Below are 20,797 nucleotides of genomic sequence, written 5' to 3'. Positions count from 1 at the left end.
ACCTTTGCTTAAAGCGATGCGAGCGCCCGTCATCAACCTGCTGCTGATCGCAAGCGTCTCGGGCGCAAGCCTGTTGGGCGCAAGCCCCGCGCAAGCTCAGACGACAACGCCGGCACAGCAGGCCGCGGCCGTTTCACCCGATGCGGTCAAGCAGCGCGAGCAGGAGCTGGAAGCCGCGCGCGCCAGGCAGAAGAGCGCGGAAGAGGCGCAGGCCAAGCTCAAGGCCGAGATCATTTCGCTCGGCCAGGATCGCACCCAGCTCAACCAGCAATTGATCGACACCGCCGCCAATGTGCGCGCCGTCGAGACCAAGGTCGACGAAGCGGAAGCGCGGCTGCGGTCGTTGAACGGCCGCGAGCAGCAGATGCGCGCCTCGCTGGATTCGCGCCGCGCCGACATCGTCGAGGTGCTGGCCGCCCTGCAGCGCGCCGGCCGGCGGACGCCGCCGGCGCTGCTGGTGCGGCCCGAGGACGCGCTGCAATCGCTGCGCACCGCCATGCTGCTCGGCGCCGTGGTGCCGGAACTGCGCGGACGCGCGGAAGCAATTGCAGGCGAGCTCGGCGAACTCGTGGCCTTGCGCCGGAACATCGCCGCCGAGCGCGACCAGCTTGCCACCGACCGCGACAGGATTCGCAGCGACCAGACCCGGCTCGCGGCCCTCGTCGACGAGCGGCAGCGCCAGCAGGCGTCACGGGAAAAGGACCTCAGCGCCGAGAGCGCGCGCGCCATCACGCTGTCGAAACAGGTCGGCGATCTCCAGGGCCTGATCGCCAAGATGGAGCAGGATCTGCAGAGCGCCGCCAAGGCCGCTGAAAAGGCCGCCGAGGCCGCAAAGCTGGCGGAGGCAAAGGCGTCCGCCAGCGCCAAGCCCGGCCCCGGCGCTTTCAAGGATCGGTCCCGGACCACCCCGGCCATCGCCTTCGCCTCGGCCAAGGGCCTGCTGCCGCTCCCGGTTAACGGTAACAAGATCAGGGATTTTGGCGGTTCCGACGGAGTCGGCGGGGTTCAGAAGGGCATTTCGCTGGCCACCAAGCCCGGCTCCCAGATCACGACGCCGTGTGATGGCTGGGTGGTCTATGCCGGCCCGTTCCGCAGCTATGGACAACTCTTGATCCTCAATGCCGGGGGCGGGTATCATGTCCTGATCGCCGGGATGGAGCGCATTTCGGTCAACATCGGACAGTTTGTGCTCACGGGGGAGCCTGTCGCGACCATGGGGTCGACCTCTCAAGTCGCCTCCATTCTCGCCACGAACGCGAGTCAACCTGTGCTGTATGTCGAGTTCCGTAAGGACGGCACTCCAATCGATCCAGGCCCATGGTGGGCCGCAAATGAAGGCGAGAAGGTTCGCGGATGATGCGCAAGACTTCAGTTATCCTCCTCAGCGCGGCCACCGGTGCTGCGCTGACGCTGTTCGTGACCCAGCCGCGCGCGGTCTTCATGGGCTCGAGCGCACGGGCCGCCACCGCGGACACCTATCGCCAGCTCAACCTTTTCGGCGACGTCTTCGAGCGCGTGCGCTCGGACTATGTCGAGAAGCCCGACGACACCAAGCTGATCGAATCCGCCATCAGCGGCATGCTCACGGGCCTCGATCCGCATTCGAGCTACATGGACGCGAAGAGCTTCCGCGACATGCAGGTGCAGACCCGCGGTGAGTTCGGCGGCCTCGGCATCGAGGTGACGATGGAGGACGGCCTGATCAAGGTGGTCTCGCCGATCGACGACACGCCCGCCTCGCGCGCCGGCGTCATGGCCAACGACATCATCACCAATCTCGACGAGGAGGCGGTGCAGGGCCTGACCCTGAACCAGGCCGTCGAGAAGATGCGCGGTCCGGTCAACACCAAGATCAAGCTCAAGATCATCCGCAAGGGCCAGGACAATCCGATCGACGTCACGCTGGTGCGCGACAACATCCGCGTCCGCTCGGTGCGCGCGCGCGTCGAGACCGACGACATCGCCTATATCCGCATCACCACCTTCAACGAGCAGACCACCGAGGGCCTGAAGCGCGAGGTCGCCAACCTCTCGAATCAGATCGGCGACAAGCTGAAGGGCTACATCATCGACCTGCGCAACAACCCGGGCGGCCTGCTCGAGGAAGCTGTCACCGTCTCCGACTCGTTCCTGGAGAAGGGCGAGATCGTCTCGACTCGCGGCCGCAATGCCGAGGAGACGCAGCGTCGCACCGCGCATGCGGGCGATCTGACCAAGGGCAAGCCGGTCATCGTGCTGGTCAATGGCGGCTCGGCCTCGGCGTCGGAGATCGTCGCCGGCGCGCTGCAGGACCACAAGCGCGCGACCATCGTCGGCACGCGCTCGTTCGGCAAGGGCTCGGTGCAGACCATCATCCCGCTCGGCTCGGGCAATGGCGCGTTGCGTCTGACCACGGCGCGCTACTACACGCCGTCGGGCAAGTCGATCCAGGCCAAGGGCATCGTGCCCGACATCGAAGTGCTGCAGGACGTGCCGGACGAGTTGAAGTCGCGCACCGATACCAAGGGCGAGGCTTCGCTGCGCGGCCATCTGAAGAACGACGGCGACGAGAAGACCGGCTCGCAGTCCTACGTTCCGCCGGACGCCAAGGACGACAAGGCGCTCAAGCTCGCCGGCGACCTGCTCCACGGCATCAAGAACAGCGCCTCCGCGGCGCCCACGCCGGGCGACAACAAGGGCGCGACCACCGACAAGCCCAAAGCGGCGAACTAAGTCGGGCGCATCACGCGATTCGGCAAAAGGGCGGCTCCTGGAGCCGCCCTTTTTGCTTGGTCTTGCGCAATCCCCGGCGCATCCCGGCCTGCCGCCGCTTGACCCCGGCGTGGTATCGTCGGCGGGAGTGATTCGGGATCTCGCATGACTGAAACGGCCGATGATCTGAGCGCCCCGCTCGGACAGGACAAGCCGCGCCGGAAGCGCCGGCTGCGGCTGCCGTTCACGGCCATGCAGGCGCTGGCCCTCATGCTCGGCCTGTTCCTGGCCGCCTTTGCCGGCTTTGCCATCTTCAACAAGGATCCGCTCGGCGGCGAGCCGATGACGCGGATCGCGATCCGCGAGCCCAAAGCCACCGGCGAGAAGCCCGCCGCTGCCGGTCATGGCCAGGAGAGCAAGCAGGACAGCAAGCACGAGGCCAAGGAAGCACCGAAGCAAGCGGGCGAGCAGAAGACCGTCACCATGATCGACGGCTCCACCGGCGCGCGCCACGACGTGGTGATCGGTGGCGGGGACTCGGCGGACAAGGGCGAAGCGGCCGCGGCGAACGCGCCGCCGCCCGTCATGGCCGGGATCGATGCGAAACTGCTGGAGAAGTCGCGCTACGGCATGATCCCGGTGGTGGCCGGAGACCTGAAGCCGTTCAACGTCTATGCTGCGGATGCCGACCGCGCCAAGGCCGCCAAGATGCCCGTGGTCGCGATCCTGATCGGCGGCCTCGGAGTCGGCGCCGCCAAGACCACCGACGCGATCATGCGGCTGCCGCCGGCAGTGACGCTGGCCTTCACGCCCTACGGTGCCGACCCCGGCAAGCTGGCCGAACGGGCCCGCGCCCAGCGCCACGAGATCTTCCTCCAGATCCCGATGGAGCCCTACGACTTCCCGGACAACGACCCGGGGCCGCAGACGCTGCTGACCTCGCTCACCACCGACCAGAACATGGACCGCCTGTACTGGCACCTCAGCCGCATGCAGGGCTATGCCGGCCTCACCAATTTCATGGGCGCCCGCTTCGTGGCGACGGAGCCGGCGATGCAGCCGATCATTCGCGAGGCGGCCAAGCGCGGCCTCGGCTTCTTCGACGACGGCTCCTCGCCCCGCAGCATCGCATCGCAGGCAGCGGCCAGCGCGGCGATGCCGTTCGGCAAGGGCGACATCGCAATCGACGTGGTGCCGACCCCGGCCGAGATCGACCGCGCCCTGAGCAAGCTCGAATCGCTGGCGCGCGAGCGGGGCGCCGCCGTCGGCATCGCCTCGGCCCTGCCGGTCTCGATCGAGCGCATCGGCGCCTGGACCAAGACATTGAGCGACCGGGGTATCCTTTTGGTGCCATTGACAACCGCGATGCTGAAATCAAAATCCAGCTAAATCAACGGATTGGTACGGCACAGGTCCCGCGGGGGCCGGCATGCCCGCCAAAAGCACGCGAGAGGCCTGGCGGAATGGCGCGTTACGAGGATTTGCCCTACCGGACCTGCGTCGGCGTGATGCTGATCAACCGGAAGGGACTGGTGTTCATCGGTCGCCGCGCCGGCGGCATCGAGCATGTCGACGACAGCCATGTCTGGCAGATGCCACAAGGCGGCGTCGATCCCGGCGAGGACACCTGGGACGCGGCCAGGCGCGAGCTCTATGAGGAGACCAGCGTGCGCTCGGTCGAGCGGCTCGGCGAGGTCCCGGACTGGCTCACTTACGACATTCCGCGCACGGTCGCGGGGCGCGCCTGGAAGGGCCGTTACCGGGGCCAGCGCCAGAAATGGTTCGCAGTGCGCTTCACCGGCGAGGACAGCGAGATCAACGTCGAGCACCCCGGCGGCGGCCACAAGGCCGAGTTCGTGAGCTGGCGCTGGGAACCGATGAAGAATTTGACCGGGCTGATCATTCCCTTCAAGCGACCGGTCTACGAGCGCGTGGTGAAGGAATTTTCCACGCTGGCGGATGAATAAATAAAATTGGCATTCCGGGTTCGGTGCTAAGGCATCGCCGGAATGACACGGAAGATCCGCACGTGACGAATGAAAAGCCCTACCGTCCCAATGTGGGCATCGCCTTGTTCAATGCCGATGGCCGCGTTCTGATCGGGCACCGCTTCAAGGGCGACGGGCCCGAGATCATCCTGCCGGGCCTCGACTGGCAGATGCCGCAGGGCGGGGTCGATGACGGCGAGAACCTGCGCGACGCCGCGATGCGCGAGCTCTGGGAAGAGACCAGCGTCGTCAGCGCTGATTTTCTCGGCGAGACCGACTGGCTCACCTACGAATTCCCTCCCTATGACGGACCGCAAACGCACCGGCTGGCGAAGTTCCGCGGCCAGCGCCAAAAGTGGTTCGCGCTGCGCTTCACCGGCAAGGACGACGAGATCGATCCGCTGACGCCGCGCAACGACCAGCCTGCGGAGTTCGACGCATGGCGCTGGGAGCGCCTCGACCGCGTCGCCGATCTCGTGGTGCCGTTCCGCCGCGACGTCTACCGCGCGGTGGCGCAGCAGTTCGCGCCGTTCGGAAACTGAAGCTGCGAAACAACCCCATGCACAGTAGAATGGGGTTTGAAATCCTTAGGGAATTTTTCGGCGAAAATTTGGGCGTCAGGGGCGCACCATTCCCTCGCGCCCTCTCCCGCTTGCGCCGCGATCTTGCGCTTCATCCGCGCGCGCGGAATGCCGCTATCGGCGGCAAGGTGCAACAAAGTCAGCGCCCGCCACGGCCGCGACGAGCGCTGAACCTGTTCAGGAATTTGAAGCTTGAGCCCCGGAGCGGTGCCCCGGGGCTTAATGCATAGCCGTGCTGTTGAGCTGCTGCTGGATGCTCTTGAAGTGGTCGAGCCGCGCGATGGCCTGGTCGAGCTCGTTGCCTTCGTGCTCCTTCAGACCCTCTTCCATCTCCGAGACGGTCGCCGCGAACTGGGCGCGGTCGAGCTCGGCCAGCGACGTCGCCACGTCGGCGAGCACGGTCAGGCCCTTTTCGGAAACCTCGGCGATGCCGCCGAGCACGATCACCTTCTCGTGCTTGCCGCCGGTGGTGACGGTGAGAATGCCGGGGCGGATCGCAGCCACAACCGGCGCATGTCCCGCCAGCACGCCGAAATCACCCTCGACGCCGGGAATGTCGACCTGATCGACCTCACCCGAGAATGCGAGCTTTTCCGGCGAGACGAGATCGAAGTGGAAGGTGGCCATGGGCTATCCGTTGTTTTCCGCTTGTCACCCGCGGGCCTGACCCGCGGGTCCATCCATCAAGATTCCTATCTGATGGATCGCCGGGTCAAGCCCGGCAATGACACCTAGAATCAGGCCGCTTCCGCCGCCAGCTTCTTGCCCTTCTCGACAGCCTCTTCGATGGTGCCGACCATGTAGAAGGCGGCTTCCGGCAGGTGATCGTACTTGCCTTCCACCAGGCCCTTGAAGCCCTTGATGGTGTCAGCGAGCTCGACGAACTTGCCCGGCGATCCCGTGAAGATTTCGGCGACGTGGAACGGCTGCGACATGAAGCGCTCGACCTTGCGAGCGCGGGCCACGGTCAGCTTGTCCTCTTCCGAAAGCTCGTCCATGCCGAGAATGGCGATGATGTCCTGCAGTGCCTTGTAGCGCTGCAGCACCTGCTGGACCTGACGGGCGACCGCGTAGTGCTCCTCGCCGACGACCAGCGGAGAGAGCATGCGCGAGGTCGAGTCGAGCGGGTCCACCGCCGGATAGATGCCCTTTTCGGCGATCGAGCGCGACAGCGTGGTGGTCGCGTCCAAATGCGCGAACGAGGTCGCGGGCGCCGGGTCGGTCAAGTCGTCGGCCGGAACGTAGATGGCCTGCACCGAGGTGATCGAGCCCTTCTGGGTGGTGGTGATGCGCTCCTGCAGCGCGCCCATGTCGGTCGCGAGCGTCGGCTGATAACCCACCGCCGAGGGAATACGACCCAAGAGCGCCGACACTTCCGAGCCGGCCTGGGTGAAGCGGAAGATGTTGTCGACGAAGAACAGCACGTCCTGGCCCTTGTCGCGGAAATCTTCCGCGATGGTCAGACCCGTGAGCGCGACGCGGGCACGGGCGCCGGGCGGCTCGTTCATCTGGCCGAACACCAGCGCGCACTTCGACTTGACGCTCGGATCGGGGTTCTTCGGGTCGGCGTTGACCTTGGACTCGATGAACTCGTGATAGAGGTCGTTGCCCTCGCGGGTACGCTCGCCGACGCCGGCGAACACGGAGTAACCACCGTGCGCCTTCGCGACGTTGTTGATCAGCTCCTGAATCAGCACGGTCTTGCCGACGCCGGCGCCGCCGAACAGGCCGATCTTGCCGCCCTTCGCGTACGGGGCCAGCAGGTCGACGACCTTGATGCCGGTGACGAGAATTTCAGCTTCGGTCGACTGGTCGGTGTAGCTCGGAGCTTCCTGGTGGATGGCGCGCAGGCCTTCGGTCTTGACCGGGCCGGCTTCGTCGATCGGCTCGCCGATGACGTTGATGATGCGGCCGAGCGTGCCCTCGCCGACCGGAACACGGATCGGCGAACCGGTGTCGGTCACTTCCTGGCCGCGAACCAGACCTTCGGTCACGTCCATCGCGATCGTGCGCACGGTGGACTCACCGAGATGCTGCGCAACCTCCAGCACGAGGCGGATGTTGCCGTTCCTGGTTTCCAGCGAATTGAGAATGGCCGGCAGGTGGCCTTCGAACTTGACGTCGACGACGGCGCCCATGACCTGGGTGACGCGACCGACCGGGTTAGCTGCTGTAGCCATGAAGCTCTCCTTCGAAATTCTGTACTTGAACGACCGTCGTGAGTTCGTGCGTCAGACCGCCTCGGCGCCGGAGATGATCTCGATCAGCTCCTTGGTGATCTGGGCTTGACGGGTTCGGTTGTAGATCTGGGTTTGCTTGCGGATCATTTCGCCGGCGTTGCGGGTGGCGTTGTCCATCGAGCTCATCTGCGCGCCGTAGAACGAAGCGTTGTTTTCCAGCAGCGCGCGGAAGATCTGCACCGCGATGTTGCGCGGCAGCAGGCGGGAGAGGAGTTCGTCCTCCTCCGGCTCGTATTCGTAGGAGGTCGCCGGCGCGTTCGCCGCCTTTTCTTCCACCGCCAGCGGAATGATCTGCTGCGCGGTCGGGACCTGGGCGATCACCGACTTGAACTGCGCGTAGAACAGCGTGCAGACGTCGAACTCGCCGTTGTCGAAACGGGCCAGCACTTTCCTGGCGATGTCCTCGGCGTTGACGAAGCCGAGCTGGCGAACGCTGCGCAGGTCGAGATGCTCGACGATCTGCTTGTCGAACAGGCGGCGGAGCTGCTCGTAGCCCTTGCGGCCGACGCAGAAGAATTTCACTTCCTTGCCCTGCGCCATCAGCGCCTGGGCGCGATCACGCGCCAGGCGCACGATCGACGAGTTGAAGGCGCCGGACAGGCCGCGCTCGCCGGTGCAGACCAGCAGCAAATGAACCTGGTCCTTGCCGGTGCCGGCGAGCAGCGCCGGTGCGCCGGGCGAACCCGCGGCAGCGCTGGCGATGTTGGAGATCACCGCGCCCATCTTGTCGGCATAGGGCCGGGCCGCCTCGGCGGCCTGCTGGGCACGGCGCAACCGGGACGCAGCAACCATCTGCATCGCCTTGGTGATCTTTTGCGTCGCCTTGGTGGAGGCGATGCGGACGCGCATGTCTTTAAGAGACGCCATTCTTCGTTCACCCCGGCGGTTCGACCCTTATGATCGAGCCGCTGACTATCCCAGTCGTCATGCCCGGGCTTGTCCCGGGCATCCACGTTCTATCTTGCAAGTCGAAACGCGTGGATGGCCGGGACAAGCCCGGCCATGACGGCGTTCTTAAGCGAAGCTCTTGGCAAAACCTTCGACCACCGACTTCAGCTTGGCAGCGGTGTCGTCGGTGAGGTCGCGGGTGTCGCGGATCGAATTGAGGATCTCGACGTTCTTGCCGCGCAGCAGCGAGAGCAGGCCGTCCTCGAACGCGCGCACCTTGCTGACCGGAAGCGGATCGAGATAGCCGTTGGTGCCGGCCCAGATCACGCAGACCTGCTCTTCCATCTTCAGCGGCGCGAACTGCGGCTGCTTCAGGAGCTCGGTCAGGCGCGAACCGCGGTTCAGCAGGCGCTGGGTCGAGGCGTCGAGGTCGGAGCCGAACTGCGCGAACGCCGCCATTTCGCGGTACTGCGCAAGCTCGCCCTTGATCTTGCCGGCGACCTTCTTGGTGGCCTTGGTCTGCGCCGAGGAGCCGACGCGCGACACCGACAGACCGACGTTCACGGCGGGACGGATGCCCTGGAAGAACAGGTCGGTTTCCAGGAAGATCTGGCCGTCGGTGATCGAGATGACGTTGGTCGGGATGTAAGCCGACACGTCGTTGGCCTGGGTTTCGATGACCGGCAGCGCCGTCAGCGAGCCCGAGCCCTGGTCCTTGTTCAGCTTCGCCGCGCGCTCGAGCAGGCGGGAATGCAGATAGAACACGTCGCCCGGATAGGCTTCACGGCCCGGCGGGCGGCGCAGCAGCAGCGACATCTGGCGGTAGGCGACGGCCTGCTTGGACAGATCGTCATAGATGATGACCGCGTGCATGCCGTTGTCGCGGAAATACTCGCCCATGGTGCAGCCGGTGAACGGCGCGATGTACTGCATCGGCGCCGGATCCGAAGCGGTGGCGGCGACGATGATCGAGTACTCGAGCGCGCCCTGCTCTTCCAGCACCTTCACGAACTGGGCGACGGTCGAACGCTTCTGGCCGACCGCGACGTAGACGCAGTACAGCTTGATGTTCTCGTCGGGCTGCGCGTTGAGCGGCTTCTGGTTCAGGATGGTGTCGAGCGCGATCGCGGTCTTGCCGGTCTGACGGTCGCCGATGATCAGCTCGCGCTGGCCGCGGCCGATCGGGATCAGGGCGTCGATCGCCTTGAGGCCGGTCGCCATCGGCTCGTTCACCGATTTGCGCGGGATGATGCCGGGCGCCTTGACGTCGACGCGCATGCGCTTGTCGGCCTGGATCGGGCCCTTGCCGTCGATCGGGTTGCCGAGCGCGTCGACGACGCGGCCGAGCAGGCCCTTGCCGACCGGCGCGTCCACGATGGCGCGGGTGCGCTTGACGGTCTGGCCTTCCTTGATCTCGCGGTCGGCACCGAAAATAACGATACCGACGTTGTCGGTCTCGAGGTTCAGCGCCATGCCGCGGGTGCCGTTCTCGAACTCGACCATTTCGCCGGCCTGGACGTTGTCCAGACCGTAGACGCGGGCGATACCGTCGCCGACGGACAACACCTGTCCGACTTCGGAGACTTCAGCTTCCTGGCCGAAATTCTTGATCTGGTCCTTGAGGATCGCGGAAATTTCCGCGGCGCGGATGTCCATCAGCCTGCCTCTTTCATCGCGTGCTTGATCGAATTGAGTTTGGTGCGAAGCGAACTATCGACCATGCGGCTGCCAAGCTTCACGACGAGGCCACCGATGATCGAGGGATCGACATTCACGTTCAGCGCGACGTCCTTGCCGGTCACCGACTTCAGGGCAACCTTGAGGGCGTCGAGATTCTTGTCCGAGAGCGCTTCCGCCACTGTCACGTCCGCGGTCGCCTCGCCCTTGAACCTGGCGACGAGGGCACGGTAGGCGCGGATGACATCCGTCACCACGAACAGGCGGCGATTGGCGGTCAGCACTTTCAGGAAATTGGCGGAGATGCCGGCGATGCCGGCCTTGTCCAGCACGGCCGAGAGGGCCCTGGACTGAGCCTCGGCGGCGAACACCGGACTGCGGACGAGGCGCCTGAGATCGGCGCTTTCGTTCAGCAAGCCCTCGAACCTCTCGAGATCGGCTTTGACCTCGTCGACCGCTTTCTGGTCGCGGGCCAGTTCAAACAAGGCCGTTGCATAACGGCCCGACACACCGGAAACGGACGTATCTTCTGCAGCCACAGACGCGCTCTTTTTGCTGTCAAACTCGCAAGGGAAAAACCGTCGCCACAACGCGGCGCCTAGCGATCCAAGCCCTTGGAATTCAAGCGGGACTTCGATTTTCGGCCGGCACGGGAAGTGCCGGGTCCGTTAAAATCGCGGCTTTGCTAACATAGCAGGCGCGCACGTGCAACATGACGGCAACTTAAAGGCTTGGCTGTTTCTCGCCAGTTCGTCGCAGCTTGCGACGTAGCGACCACACGTTCGACCACCTTGCACCAACTTGGAGGACGACCTGCCGCGCCACGGAATTGCCGTGAGCCTTAACTGCGCCATTGCGCTCATTCGTTCCTGCCCTCAGCGCATAGCGGCCATGAACATGAATCGCAGAGCCGTGAATCCGGCGCCGATGCGCGGGCTGCCGAATACTTACCCAATTCTAAACGTCGAGTGTGATGACTTCGCTCTACAGTATTAGAAAGTAATCATTGAGTTAATAAATCGTTAAAGCGAAATATTACGGAATATTGGCCGATTAACTGCGCAGGTCACAAGATATTACATCCCGACACATACCTAAAATACTGCCTAATTCACGCCTCATTGCGAAAGGAAACGCAAGTCGCTCACAACTGATGGGGGCTCCACTAGCCACATATGTGGCAATACTAGCTTAGGGACCACTAAATGCTGTCTTTGAAGACGCTGGGCTTTGTGACCCAGCCGCGTACGGCGATCGCTTTTGTTGCTGCAACTCTCCTCGTTGGTGGGACTGCCACGGAGGCTTCCGCCAAATCCAGGCATCACCACCGGTACTCTCACCATCATCACCGCCACCACGCCCAGAACGTCGCCAACGCGACCCCTGATTGGCGCAACGCCAATGCGTCGATGACGCCGTCGTCGGGCACCGGGCGCTCCTTTTCCGGCATGGCTTCCTATTACGGCAACGAGTCCGGTAGCCGGACCGCGTCGGGCCAGCGCTTCAACCAGAACGCCATGACCGCGGCGCACCGTTCGCTGCCGTTCGGCACCAAGCTCCGCGTCACCCACGGCAGCTCGAGCGTCATCGTCACCATCAACGACCGTGGCCCGTTCATTCGCGGCCGTGTGCTCGATCTCTCCACGGGCGCTGCCCGCGCCATCGGCCTCACCGGCGCCGGCGTCGGCCGCGTCACCGCCGAAGTGGTGTCCTAAGCGCTCCAGGTCAAAGTGCAGTTCTCGTCATTGTCTGCGGACATGTGAGCGGCGAGATCAGAGCAAGCGAAACAAGCCCGCCGTCTTGGGGGACGGCGGGCTTTTTTATGTGCTGTCGGGCCTACAAAAAACTCTGCGGATCGACGTCGACTTCCAGCTTCTGATTGCCCTTCGGCTTCGGGCACACCGCGAGCCAGTTGCGCAAATAATCCGACAGGTCGAAGCCGCGCGCCGATTTCACCAGGATGCGGAAGCGATAGCGGCCCTTGATGACCGCGAGCGGTGCTTCCGCCGGCCCCAGCACCACCACGCGCTCGTCGCGCGGCGCGAGCGCAACGAGTCTCCGGCCAAAGCCTTCCGCGCTCGGGCGGTCGCCGGCCGAGATTATCAGGCTCGCGAGCCGGCCGAACGGCGGATAGAGCGTGCGCTCGCGCAGGTCGATCTCGCTGTCGTAGAAGGCCTCGCGGTCGCAGGCGATCAGCGCCTTCATCACGGGATGATCGGGCTGATGGGTCTGCAGATAGCCGACGCCGCGGCCCTGCTCGCGTCCGGCGCGCCCGATCACCTGGTTGAGCAATTGCCAGGTGCGTTCCGACGCCCTGGGATCGCCATTGGACAGGCCGAGATCCGCATCGACCACGCCGACCAGATTGAGCCGCGGGAAATTGTGGCCCTTGGCCACGAGCTGCGTGCCGATGATGACATCGACCCGGCCTTCGGCAATCTCGTTGAGCTCGGAGCGCATCGTCTCGATCGAGGTGATGAGGTCGCTCGACAGCACCATGGTGCGCGCATCCGGGAACAGCGCGGCGGCTTCCTCCTGCAAGCGCTCGACACCGGGCCCGACCGCTACGAGCGATTCCTCGGCTGCGCAATGCGGGCAAGTCTGCGGGCGCGGCATCGAGAAGCCGCAATGGTGGCAGACCAGCCGCTGGCGAAAGCGATGATCGACCAGCCAGGCGTCGCAGATGGTGCAGGCAAAGCGATGGCCGCAGGCGCGGCACAGCGTCAGCGGCGCATAGCCGCGGCGATTGAGGAACAGCAGCGCCTGCTCGCGCTTCTCGATCGCGTTCCTGATTTCGGAGGCGAGGCGCGGCGAGATGAAACGGCCGCGCGCGGGAGGCTCGCGGCGCATGTCGATGGCCTCGATATGCGGCATGTGCTGCCCGCCGAAGCGCGAGGGCAGCGCGATGCGCTGATAGCGGTTCTTGCGCGCGTTGACTTCGGATTCGACCGAGGGCGTGGCGGAGGCCAGCACGATCGGGATCCTGGCAATATGCGCGCGCACCACCGCCATGTCACGGGCGTGATAATGCACGCCCTCGTCCTGCTTGTAGGCCTGGTCGTGCTCTTCATCGACGACGATGAGACCGAGATTGGCGTAAGGCAGAAACAGCGCCGAGCGCGCGCCGACCACGACCGGCGCAGTGCCCTCGGAAATCGCGGCCCAGTTGCGCGCGCGGGTGCGCGGCGTCAGTTCGGAATGCCATTCGATCGGGCGCACGCCAAAGCGCTGCGCGAAGCGATCGAGGAACTGGCCGGTGAGCGCGATCTCCGGCATCAGGATCAGAGTCTGTTTGCCGCGGCGGATGCACTCCGCAATGGCTTCGAAATAGACCTCGGTCTTGCCCGAGCCGGTGACACCGTCGAGCAGCGCGACGCGGAACGAGCCGTTGGCCGCGAGCGCGCGCATCGTATCGGCGGCGGCGCGCTGCAGCGGCGAGAAATCCGGCCGGCCGAAATCCGGATCGGGCGCAGGCGGCGGCGGTGGCGGCGGCATCGGCTCGACCGTGAGCGTGCCCTCGTCGACGAGCCCGTCGATCACGCCAGCGGAGACGCCGGCTTCCCTGGCGGCTTCGGACTTGCCGTGCAGCAGCCGGTCCGACAGCACCTCGAGCAGGCGCTGCCGCGCCGGCGTCAGCCTCTTGGGGGGATCGCCGACCAGGCGCACGCCGGCACGAGTCCGCTCGGGGCCGAGGTTCTCGCCCATCCGCAGGCACATGCGCAGCACCATGCCGCGCGGGCTCAGCGTGTAGTTGGCGACCCAGTCGACCATCGAACGCAGCTCGGGCTTCAGGGGCGGAAGGTCGAGCTTCTCGCTGACCTCTTTTAGGCGATTGTGCAGGCGCGGATCGGGGTTGGCGTTCTCGGCCCAAACCACGGCGAGCACCTCGCGGGGCCCGAGCGGCACGCCGACCAGATCGCCCGCCTTCAGCTCCATGCCGCGCGGCATCTTGTAGGAATAGGTCTGGTCGAGCGCGACCGGCACCAGCACGTCGACCATGCCGGTCGCGTGGGTAGGGGCGGCTTTGCTGCGCGACGTATGATCCATGAAGGGAGAATCGGAACCTGGCGTTTGGAGGCTAGCGCCACGGGCGCGCCTTAGCGAACAGTAAACGAGTGTGATGCGATATACTGAGTGGAATCACCACGTCCAGAGCGCATGAGCAAAGCGGCCGCCCCCCCAATCGAGCTCGCCAGCGCCGATCCCTCGATCGCGCAGGAGATGACGCGCTGGCTGTCGCATCTCGGCGCCGAGCGGCGGCTGTCGCCGAAGACGCTGGAGGCCTATGCCCGCGACCTCAGGCAGTGCCTGGATTTTCTCTGCGCCCATTGGGGCGAGCGCGTCACGCTGAAGCGGTTCGCCGCGCTGGAAGCCACCGATATCCGCGCCTTCATGGCGATGCGCCGCGCCGACGACATTGCCGGCCGCTCGCTGATGCGCGCGCTCGCCGGGCTGCGCTCGTTCGGCCGCTTCCTCGAACGCGAGGGCAAAGGCAAGGTCGGCGCATTGTCGGCGATCCGCGCACCCAAGATCGGAAAGAGCCTGCCAAAGCCGCTGCCGATGGCATCGGCCAAGCGCCTTGCGGATGCCGACGAGCGTGCCGGCGAGGATCGCGAGACCTGGGTTTTGGCGCGCGACGCCGCCGTGATGGCGCTGCTGTACGGCTCGGGCCTGCGCATCTCCGAGGCGCTCGGCCTGAAGCGCCGCGAGGTGCCGCGTCCCGGCGAAGGCGACGTGCTGATCGTGACCGGCAAAGGCAACAAGACCCGCATGGTGCCGGTGCTGCAGAACGTGCTCGCGCTGGTGCAGGAATATGTTTCGATGTGCCCGTATCCGCTGCCCGCCGAAGGCCCGATCTTCCTCGGCGCACGCGGCGGGCCGCTCAGCCCACGCATCATCCAGCTCGCCATGGAGCGGCTGCGCGGCGCGCTCGGATTGCCCGACAGCGCCACGCCGCACGCGCTGCGGCATTCCTTTGCGACGCATCTTCTCTCGCGCGGCGGCGATCTACGCGCGATCCAGGAGTTGCTCGGCCATTCCTCGCTCTCGACCACGCAGATCTATACCGGCATCGATTCCGAGCGCCTGCTAGAAGTCTATGCCAGCGCGCATCCGCGGCGGTGAAGCTGCGGTTCAGTTCGCGAGATACTCGATCTCGTAGACATAATTCGAGCCGCGACCGACCTCGACGCGAACCTTCGGCCTGAATTGCTGCAGCCGTTCATAGACCGGCGCCGTCACCTTCACAGTCTGACCCGCGATGATGGCAACGTACCCGGACCCGCGCCCGGTTGTCCTGCTCGCGTATTGAACACGGCCTTCGATCACGAGGCGGGACGTGAGGAGGTCGAGAACCAGCATCCGTCCGAAGAACCATGCAAGGCCGATTCCGAACAGCACGATCGCGATCATCGTGCCGTACCCTTTCACTTTGTCGCGCCATGAGCCTTGAGGCGCAGGGACCCGCAGCTGGGAGCCGACGGCCGCGAGACCGAAGAGAACGGGAAGGACATTCATATCGTTGATCGCGACGATCGAGCTGTTCACCCAAAACAACACCAGCACGAAGTAGGCCAGGCCGACCCAGATCACGATCTTGAAAATGAACGGAAAGGCCGCGCTATTGCGGGCCTTCAGAAGCGCGAACGCGGCGATGACGACGGAAGGCCAGAAGCAGGCTGCGATGAAATCCGCTGTGCTCATGTGACAGGACTAAAACGGCCCGTACGCGAAACCATTAATTGCAACCGTCATTGCGCTTGCCACTTGCGCCCGTCGCGCGGTTCGGTCAATCGTTGGTAAACAGGCAGGAGGCATTTATGAGCGCACATGAAAGCATGGAGCATGCGGAGCATGCCGAGCACGCGTCAGGCTCGAACAAGAAGATCGCCCTTCTGATCGCGGTGCTGGCGCTGTTCCTGGCGATCTCCGAGACGCTGGGCAAGGGCGCCCAGACCGAATCGATCAGCAAGAATGTCGAGGGCGCCAATCTCTGGGCGTTCTTCCAGGCCAAGAGCATCCGCCGCACCGTGGTGGTGACCGCGGCCGAGCAGGGCAAGCTGACACTGGCCACCACGACCGACGACGCCCTGAAGGCGACGGTGCAGAAGCAGATCGACGACTGGACCAAGACCGCGCAGCGCTACCGCTCCGAGCCCGAGACCGGCGAAGGCACCGAGCAGCTCGCCGAGAAGGCCAAACATGCCGAGCACGAGCGCGACGAGGCCACCGCAAAGTACCATCACTTCGAGCTGGCGTCGGCCGCCTTCCAGATCGGCATCGTGCTGGCTTCGGCCACCATCATCACCGGCATGTTCGCGCTCGCCTATGTCGCCGGCATCCTGACGCTGGGCGGCATCCTCATGACTGGGCTCGGCCTGTGGTGGCCGCATCTGCTGCATTTGCATTGAGGGGCGCGCAACGACCGCACCGTCCTGAGGTGCGAGGCGCGCGATGCACAGCATCGCGCGGGGAGCCTCGAAGGATGAACGGCCGAGATGCAGCAGGGCCGTCGCCCTTCGAGGGCCGCTGAAGAAGCGGCCGCCTCAGGGTGACGGGGATAGATGAGTGAAAGCACTCACCGCGCTTCGTGCACGCTCTTCCTGAAACGCTGGATCAAACGCAGCGTACGTGAGGACCAGCCTTCGCCGTTGCCGGAGATCAGCTCCCGGATGCGCCGCTTGATCGGGTCGACCAGCTCGGCGGCCTTGGCGCGCAGCTTCAGCACGAAATCGTAGATCCGCTCGAACCAGTGCATCTCGAGCAGCTTGTCGCGCGTGACGTCGAACACGAAGGCGGTGACGCCGACGCCGACCATCTTGGCGAACAGGAACGTGGACATGCCGGTGAGCCAGTATTCATGCGTGAGCAGATACAGGCCGACCAGCTTGAGCGGAAACAGCGGAAGGATCGGCACCGCGAACACGATCAGCGTCATGGCCGGCGGGAGCGCATCGACGCGCTCCGTCAGCCATTGCTTGAACCGCGCGAGCGGAATGAGTGCGACAACCCGCGCGACGATCGGTTCGAGATGGTCCCACAGCCAGGCTTCGATCAGGAAGATGATCGCCAGCAGAACCCAGACCGGTTGAAGTAGGCGGCGCAGCATATGTTGTCCCGCCCGATTCAGCTCGGCGCGTGGTCTACATATGGATGGCCCGCTTGCCGACTGCAAGCGCGGCTTCCTTGACGGCCTCCGAGCGGGTCGGATGCGCGTGGCAGGTCCGTGCGAGATCCTCCGCACTGCCGCCAAATTCCATGAGAACGCACGCTTCATGGATCATTTCACCAGCTTCGCGGCCGATAATGTGCACGCCGAGCACGCGATCGGTCTTCGCATCTGCGAGAATCTTCACAAAGCCGTCGGTGGTCTGGTTGACCTTGGAGCGGCCGTTGGCGGTAAAGGGAAACTTTCCGACCGTATAAGCCACACCGGCCTGCTTCAGTTCCTCCTCGGTCTTGCCGACGGACGACACTTCCGGCGTGGTATACACGACGCCTGGGATAACATCGTAGTTCACGTGGCCGGCCTGGCCTGCGATGATCTCCGCAACCGCAACGCCTTCATCCTCGGCCTTGTGCGCAAGCATCGGGCCCGCGACGACGTCGCCGATGGCATAGACGCCCTTCACGCTGGTGGCGAAGTGCGGATCGATCTGCACGCGGCCGCGGGGATCGAGCGCGACACCCGCTTCCTTCAGGCCGAGGCCATCGGTGTAGGGCACGCGGCCGATCGCGACGAGCACGACGTCGGCCTCCAGCGTCTCGGCGGCACCGCCGGAAGCAGGCTCGATCGTCGCCTTCAGCGTCTTGCCCGAGGTATCGACGGCGGTGACCTTGGCCCCCAGCTTGAACGCAAAGCCCTGCTTTTCCAGGATGCGCTGGAATTGCTTGGCGATCTCGCCGTCCATGCCGGGCAGGATGCGGTCGAGGAATTCGACGACGACGACTTCGGCGCCGAGTCGCTTCCAGACCGAGCCAAGCTCGAGGCCGATCACGCCCGCGCCGACGATCAGGAGCTTGCCGGGGACCTTGTCGAGCGACAGAGCGCCGGTCGACGACACGATGCGCTTCTCGTCGATCTCGATGCCCTTGAGGCGCGCGATGTCCGAGCCGGTGGCGATCACGATGTTCTTCGTTTCGATCGTCTGCGACTTGCCGTCGGCGGAGATCTCGACCTTGCCGGTGCCCAGGATCTTGCCGGTGCCCTTGAGCACGTCGATCTTGTTCTTCTTCATCAGGAACTCGACGCCCTTGACGTTGCCGTCGATGCCCTGCTGCTTGAAGTTCATCATCGCCGGCAATTCGAGCTTCGGCGCGGAGACGCTGACGCCCATCTTGGCGAAGGAGTGCCCGGCTTCCTCGAACATCTCGGACGCATGCAGCAGCGCCTTCGACGGCATGCAACCGACATTGAGGCAGGTGCCGCCGAGCGTGGCGTTCTTCTCCACCACGGCGACTTTCATGCCGAGCTGGGCCGCGCGCACCGCGCAGACATAACCGCCAGGTCCGGTGCCGATGACGACGAGATCGTAGGATGCCATGAGAGAAAGTCCCGTAGGTTTTGCGTGAGAGGACGTGTCAGCGTCCGCGCGGCGCGTCAGCGTCCGCCGGACACATCGAGCGTGGCAGCGGTGATGTAGGACGCCTCGTCCGACATCAGCCAGATGATGGCGTTGGCAATCTCGTCGGCGGTGCCGACGCGTTTCATCGGCACCATATGGGCCAGACGGTGGTGCCGGTCGGGCTCGCCGCCCGAGGCGTGAATTTCGGTATCGATCAGGCCGGGGCGAATGCCCGCAACGCGAATGCCTTCGTTTGCGACCTCATAGCCGAGGCCGGTGGTGAAGGAATCGATCGCGCCCTTGGACGCGGCATAGTCGACATAGGTGTTGGGCGCGCCGAGCTTGGCCGCGACCGACGACAGGTTGACGATGACGCCACCCTTGCCGCCATGCCTGGTCGACATCCGCTTCACGGCCTCGCGCGCGCAGAGGATGGAGCCGGTGACGTTGACGGCCATGACGCGCTGGATGCGCTCGGCTGACATCTCGTCAACGCGCACGCCGCTCGTACCGACAATGCCGCCATTGTTGACCAGCGCGCCGAGCGTGCCGAACTTGTCGGCTTGCTTGAACAGCTCGACGATGTCGCGTTCCTCGGCGACATCGCATTTTACCGCGATGGCCTTGCCGTTGCTGGCCTCGATCAGGCCGACGACCTCGTCGGCGGCCTTCTTGTTGCTGGCATAGCCGACCACGACGCGATAGCCGCGCGCGGCCGCCGCAATCGCGGTCGCACGACCGATGCCGCGGCTGCCGCCGGTGATGACAACGACTTTATCCGTCACGCGCGCCTCCATGGTTCGACACGCGCCGTCGCGCCAAAGGGCGACGGCGCTCGCAGAGCACTAGGGATCAGAGATCGAGCACCAGGCGCGCCGGATCTTCCAGGCTTTCCTTGACGCGCACCAGGAAGGTGACGGCTTCCTTGCCGTCGATGACGCGGTGATCGTAGGACAGCGCCAGATACATCATCGGGCGGACCTCGACCTTGCCGCCGATCACCATCGGCCGCTCCTGGATCTTGTGCATGCCGAGGATGCCGGACTGCGGTGCGTTCAGGATCGGGGTCGACATCAGCGAGCCGTAGATGCCGCCATTGGTGATGGTGAAGGTGCCGCCCTGCATCTCGTCGATCTTGAGCTGGCCGTCACGGGCGCGGCGGCCGAAATCGGCGATGCCCTTCTCGATGTCGGCGATCGACTTATTGTCGCAGTCGCGCACGACCGGGACGACGAGGCCCTTGTCGGTGCCAACGGCGACGCCGATGTGGTAGTAGTTCTTGTAGATCAAATCGGTGCCGTCGATCTCGGCGTTGACGGCCGGGATGTCCTTCAGCGCCTGCACGACGGCCTTGGTGAAGAAGCCCATGAAGCCGAGCTTGCTGCCGTGCTTCTTCTCGAACGCATCCTTGTAGTGCGCGCGCAGCGCCATGACGTTGGTCATGTCGACCTCGTTGAAGGTCGTCAGCATCGCGGCCGTGTTCTGGACGTCCTTGAGGCGGCGCGCGATGGTCTGGCGCAGGCGGGTCATCTTGACCCGCTCTTCGCGAGCGGCGTCATCGGCCGGCGAGGCGCTGCGCACCTGCACGGCGGCGGCGGGCTGGTTGACCGGGGTCGGCGCGGAGGCCGCGCGCTCGATCGCAGCTAACATGTCGCCCTTGGTGACGCGGCCGTCCTTGCCGGAGCCCGGAACGGTCGAAGCATCGACGCCGGTCTCGGCGGAGAGCTTGCGAACGGACGGGGCGAGCGGCGCGTCGGCCGGCGGCGCCTTCGCGGCCGGGGCAGGCGCGGGAGCTGCAGCAGCCGCGGCGGCGGGAGCAGCAGCGGCGGGCTTGGCGGGCGCCGCGGCAGGCTTCGCAGCGCCGACGCCGTCGGTGATCTGGCCGAGCAGCGCGCCCACCGCGACTGTCGTGCCATCGGCAGCGATGATCTCGCTCAGCGTGCCGGCGGAGGGCGCCGGGACTTCGATGGTGACCTTGTCGGTCTCGAGCTCCACCAAGGGCTCGTCGACGGCGACGGCATCGCCGGCCTTCTTGAACCAGCGGCCGATGGTGGCCTCGGTGACGGATTCGCCGAGCGTCGGCACACGAATTTCAGTCATGGTCTTTTCCTTAAGGAGATCGCCAATGCGGTCGTGAATTTCAGGTGTCATCGGCCGACGAAAAGCAG

Annotated in this window: 19 protein-coding genes; 8 read left to right on the top strand and 11 right to left on the bottom strand. The window is 65.1% G+C overall.

All coding sequences use genetic code 11. From position 1 onward, the window contains the following. Positions 1–16 precede the first annotated feature (16 nt). The 5 genes from FNV92_RS01990 to FNV92_RS01970 all read left to right on the top strand — a co-directional run bounded on the left by FNV92_RS01990 (position 17) and on the right by FNV92_RS01970 (position 5,221). Entirely contained in the window at positions 17–1,357 is a 1,341-nt protein-coding gene (locus tag FNV92_RS01990; protein WP_143842449.1) for a murein hydrolase activator EnvC family protein, read from the top strand. After that, positions 1,354–2,712 carry a S41 family peptidase gene (locus FNV92_RS01985; protein WP_143842450.1) on the top strand — a complete coding sequence of 453 codons (1,359 nt, stop codon included), beginning with the start codon at positions 1,354–1,356 and terminating at the stop codon, positions 2,710–2,712. Before FNV92_RS01990 ends, FNV92_RS01985 begins: the two co-directional genes overlap by 4 nt. 144 nt (positions 2,713–2,856) lie before the next feature. Beyond that, positions 2,857–4,080 carry a divergent polysaccharide deacetylase family protein gene (locus tag FNV92_RS01980; RefSeq protein WP_143842451.1) on the top strand — a complete coding sequence of 408 codons (1,224 nt, stop codon included), beginning with the start codon at positions 2,857–2,859 and terminating at the stop codon, positions 4,078–4,080. A gap of 74 nt (positions 4,081–4,154) precedes the next feature. Further along, entirely contained in the window at positions 4,155–4,658 is a 504-nt protein-coding gene (locus FNV92_RS01975; RefSeq protein WP_143842452.1) for an RNA pyrophosphohydrolase, read from the top strand. A gap of 62 nt (positions 4,659–4,720) precedes the next feature. Then, positions 4,721–5,221, top strand: a complete 501-nt coding sequence (locus FNV92_RS01970; protein ID WP_014439041.1) for an RNA pyrophosphohydrolase — start codon at positions 4,721–4,723, stop codon at positions 5,219–5,221. A 258-nt stretch (positions 5,222–5,479) separates the two neighbouring features. Here the strand turns inward: FNV92_RS01970 and FNV92_RS01965 are convergent, their stop codons facing one another. From FNV92_RS01965 to FNV92_RS01945, 5 genes are all read right to left on the bottom strand, one after another. Continuing rightward, positions 5,480–5,887 (bottom strand): F0F1 ATP synthase subunit epsilon, encoded by a 408-nt coding sequence (locus tag FNV92_RS01965; protein WP_143842453.1) that lies wholly within the window; start codon positions 5,885–5,887, stop codon positions 5,480–5,482. 110 nt (positions 5,888–5,997) lie between these two features. Beyond that, entirely contained in the window at positions 5,998–7,440 is a 1,443-nt protein-coding gene (atpD, locus tag FNV92_RS01960; protein WP_143842454.1) for a F0F1 ATP synthase subunit beta, read from the bottom strand. Positions 7,441–7,491: 51 nt separating this feature from the next. Next, positions 7,492–8,367 (bottom strand): F0F1 ATP synthase subunit gamma, encoded by an 876-nt coding sequence (locus FNV92_RS01955; RefSeq protein WP_014439036.1) that lies wholly within the window; start codon positions 8,365–8,367, stop codon positions 7,492–7,494. Positions 8,368–8,514: 147 nt separating this feature from the next. Beyond that, positions 8,515–10,044, bottom strand: a complete 1,530-nt coding sequence (gene atpA, locus FNV92_RS01950) for a F0F1 ATP synthase subunit alpha (protein WP_143842456.1) — start codon at positions 10,042–10,044, stop codon at positions 8,515–8,517. Further along, positions 10,044–10,604, bottom strand: a complete 561-nt coding sequence (locus FNV92_RS01945) for a F0F1 ATP synthase subunit delta (RefSeq protein WP_014439034.1) — start codon at positions 10,602–10,604, stop codon at positions 10,044–10,046. The genes atpA and FNV92_RS01945 overlap by 1 nt, the downstream gene beginning before the upstream one ends. 666 nt (positions 10,605–11,270) lie before the next feature. Between FNV92_RS01945 and FNV92_RS01940 the strand changes: the two genes are divergently transcribed. Continuing rightward, the gene (locus FNV92_RS01940; protein WP_143842457.1) at positions 11,271–11,780 is read left to right on the top strand and encodes a septal ring lytic transglycosylase RlpA family protein; all 510 of its coding nucleotides are present in this window, start codon (positions 11,271–11,273) and stop codon (positions 11,778–11,780) included. 121 nt (positions 11,781–11,901) lie between these two features. Here the strand turns inward: FNV92_RS01940 and FNV92_RS01935 are convergent, their stop codons facing one another. Then, positions 11,902–14,112 carry a primosomal protein N' gene (locus FNV92_RS01935; RefSeq protein ID WP_143842458.1) on the bottom strand — a complete coding sequence of 737 codons (2,211 nt, stop codon included), beginning with the start codon at positions 14,110–14,112 and terminating at the stop codon, positions 11,902–11,904. Positions 14,113–14,223: 111 nt separating this feature from the next. On the opposite strand from FNV92_RS01935, the gene FNV92_RS01930 reads away from it, so the two are divergent. Then, positions 14,224–15,189, top strand: a complete 966-nt coding sequence (locus FNV92_RS01930; protein WP_014439031.1) for a tyrosine recombinase XerC — start codon at positions 14,224–14,226, stop codon at positions 15,187–15,189. Positions 15,190–15,198: 9 nt separating this feature from the next. On the opposite strand, the gene FNV92_RS01925 is transcribed toward FNV92_RS01930, so the two are convergent. Then, positions 15,199–15,768 (bottom strand): hypothetical protein, encoded by a 570-nt coding sequence (locus tag FNV92_RS01925; RefSeq protein WP_143842459.1) that lies wholly within the window; start codon positions 15,766–15,768, stop codon positions 15,199–15,201. Between the two features lie 116 nt (positions 15,769–15,884). Here FNV92_RS01925 and FNV92_RS01920 point away from each other — a divergent pair, with 116 nt between their 5' ends. Continuing rightward, positions 15,885–16,475: a DUF4337 domain-containing protein gene (locus tag FNV92_RS01920; protein WP_014439029.1), complete on the top strand. Its 591-nt coding sequence runs from the start codon at positions 15,885–15,887 to the stop codon at positions 16,473–16,475. A 167-nt stretch (positions 16,476–16,642) separates the two neighbouring features. Here FNV92_RS01920 and FNV92_RS01915 read toward each other — a convergent pair whose 3' ends face one another. From FNV92_RS01915 to odhB, 4 genes are read right to left on the bottom strand one after another with little or no spacing between them, the layout of a single operon-like run. Then, entirely contained in the window at positions 16,643–17,173 is a 531-nt protein-coding gene (locus FNV92_RS01915; protein ID WP_014439028.1) for a hypothetical protein, read from the bottom strand. A gap of 34 nt (positions 17,174–17,207) precedes the next feature. After that, a complete protein-coding gene (lpdA, locus tag FNV92_RS01910; RefSeq protein WP_143842460.1) occupies positions 17,208–18,608 on the bottom strand; it encodes a dihydrolipoyl dehydrogenase in 1,401 nt (466 codons plus the stop codon). A gap of 56 nt (positions 18,609–18,664) precedes the next feature. Then, positions 18,665–19,426, bottom strand: a complete 762-nt coding sequence (locus FNV92_RS01905) for an SDR family oxidoreductase (RefSeq protein WP_143842461.1) — start codon at positions 19,424–19,426, stop codon at positions 18,665–18,667. A 55-nt stretch (positions 19,427–19,481) separates the two neighbouring features. Further along, positions 19,482–20,729: a 2-oxoglutarate dehydrogenase complex dihydrolipoyllysine-residue succinyltransferase gene (gene odhB, locus FNV92_RS01900; RefSeq protein WP_143842462.1), complete on the bottom strand. Its 1,248-nt coding sequence runs from the start codon at positions 20,727–20,729 to the stop codon at positions 19,482–19,484. Positions 20,730–20,797: the final 68 nt, after the last annotated feature.

Origin of the sequence: Bradyrhizobium cosmicum (assembly GCF_007290395.2) — a bacterium.
Lineage (GTDB): Bacteria > Pseudomonadota > Alphaproteobacteria > Rhizobiales > Xanthobacteraceae > Bradyrhizobium > Bradyrhizobium cosmicum.
This window is presented reverse-complemented; position numbering and strand designations above follow the sequence as displayed.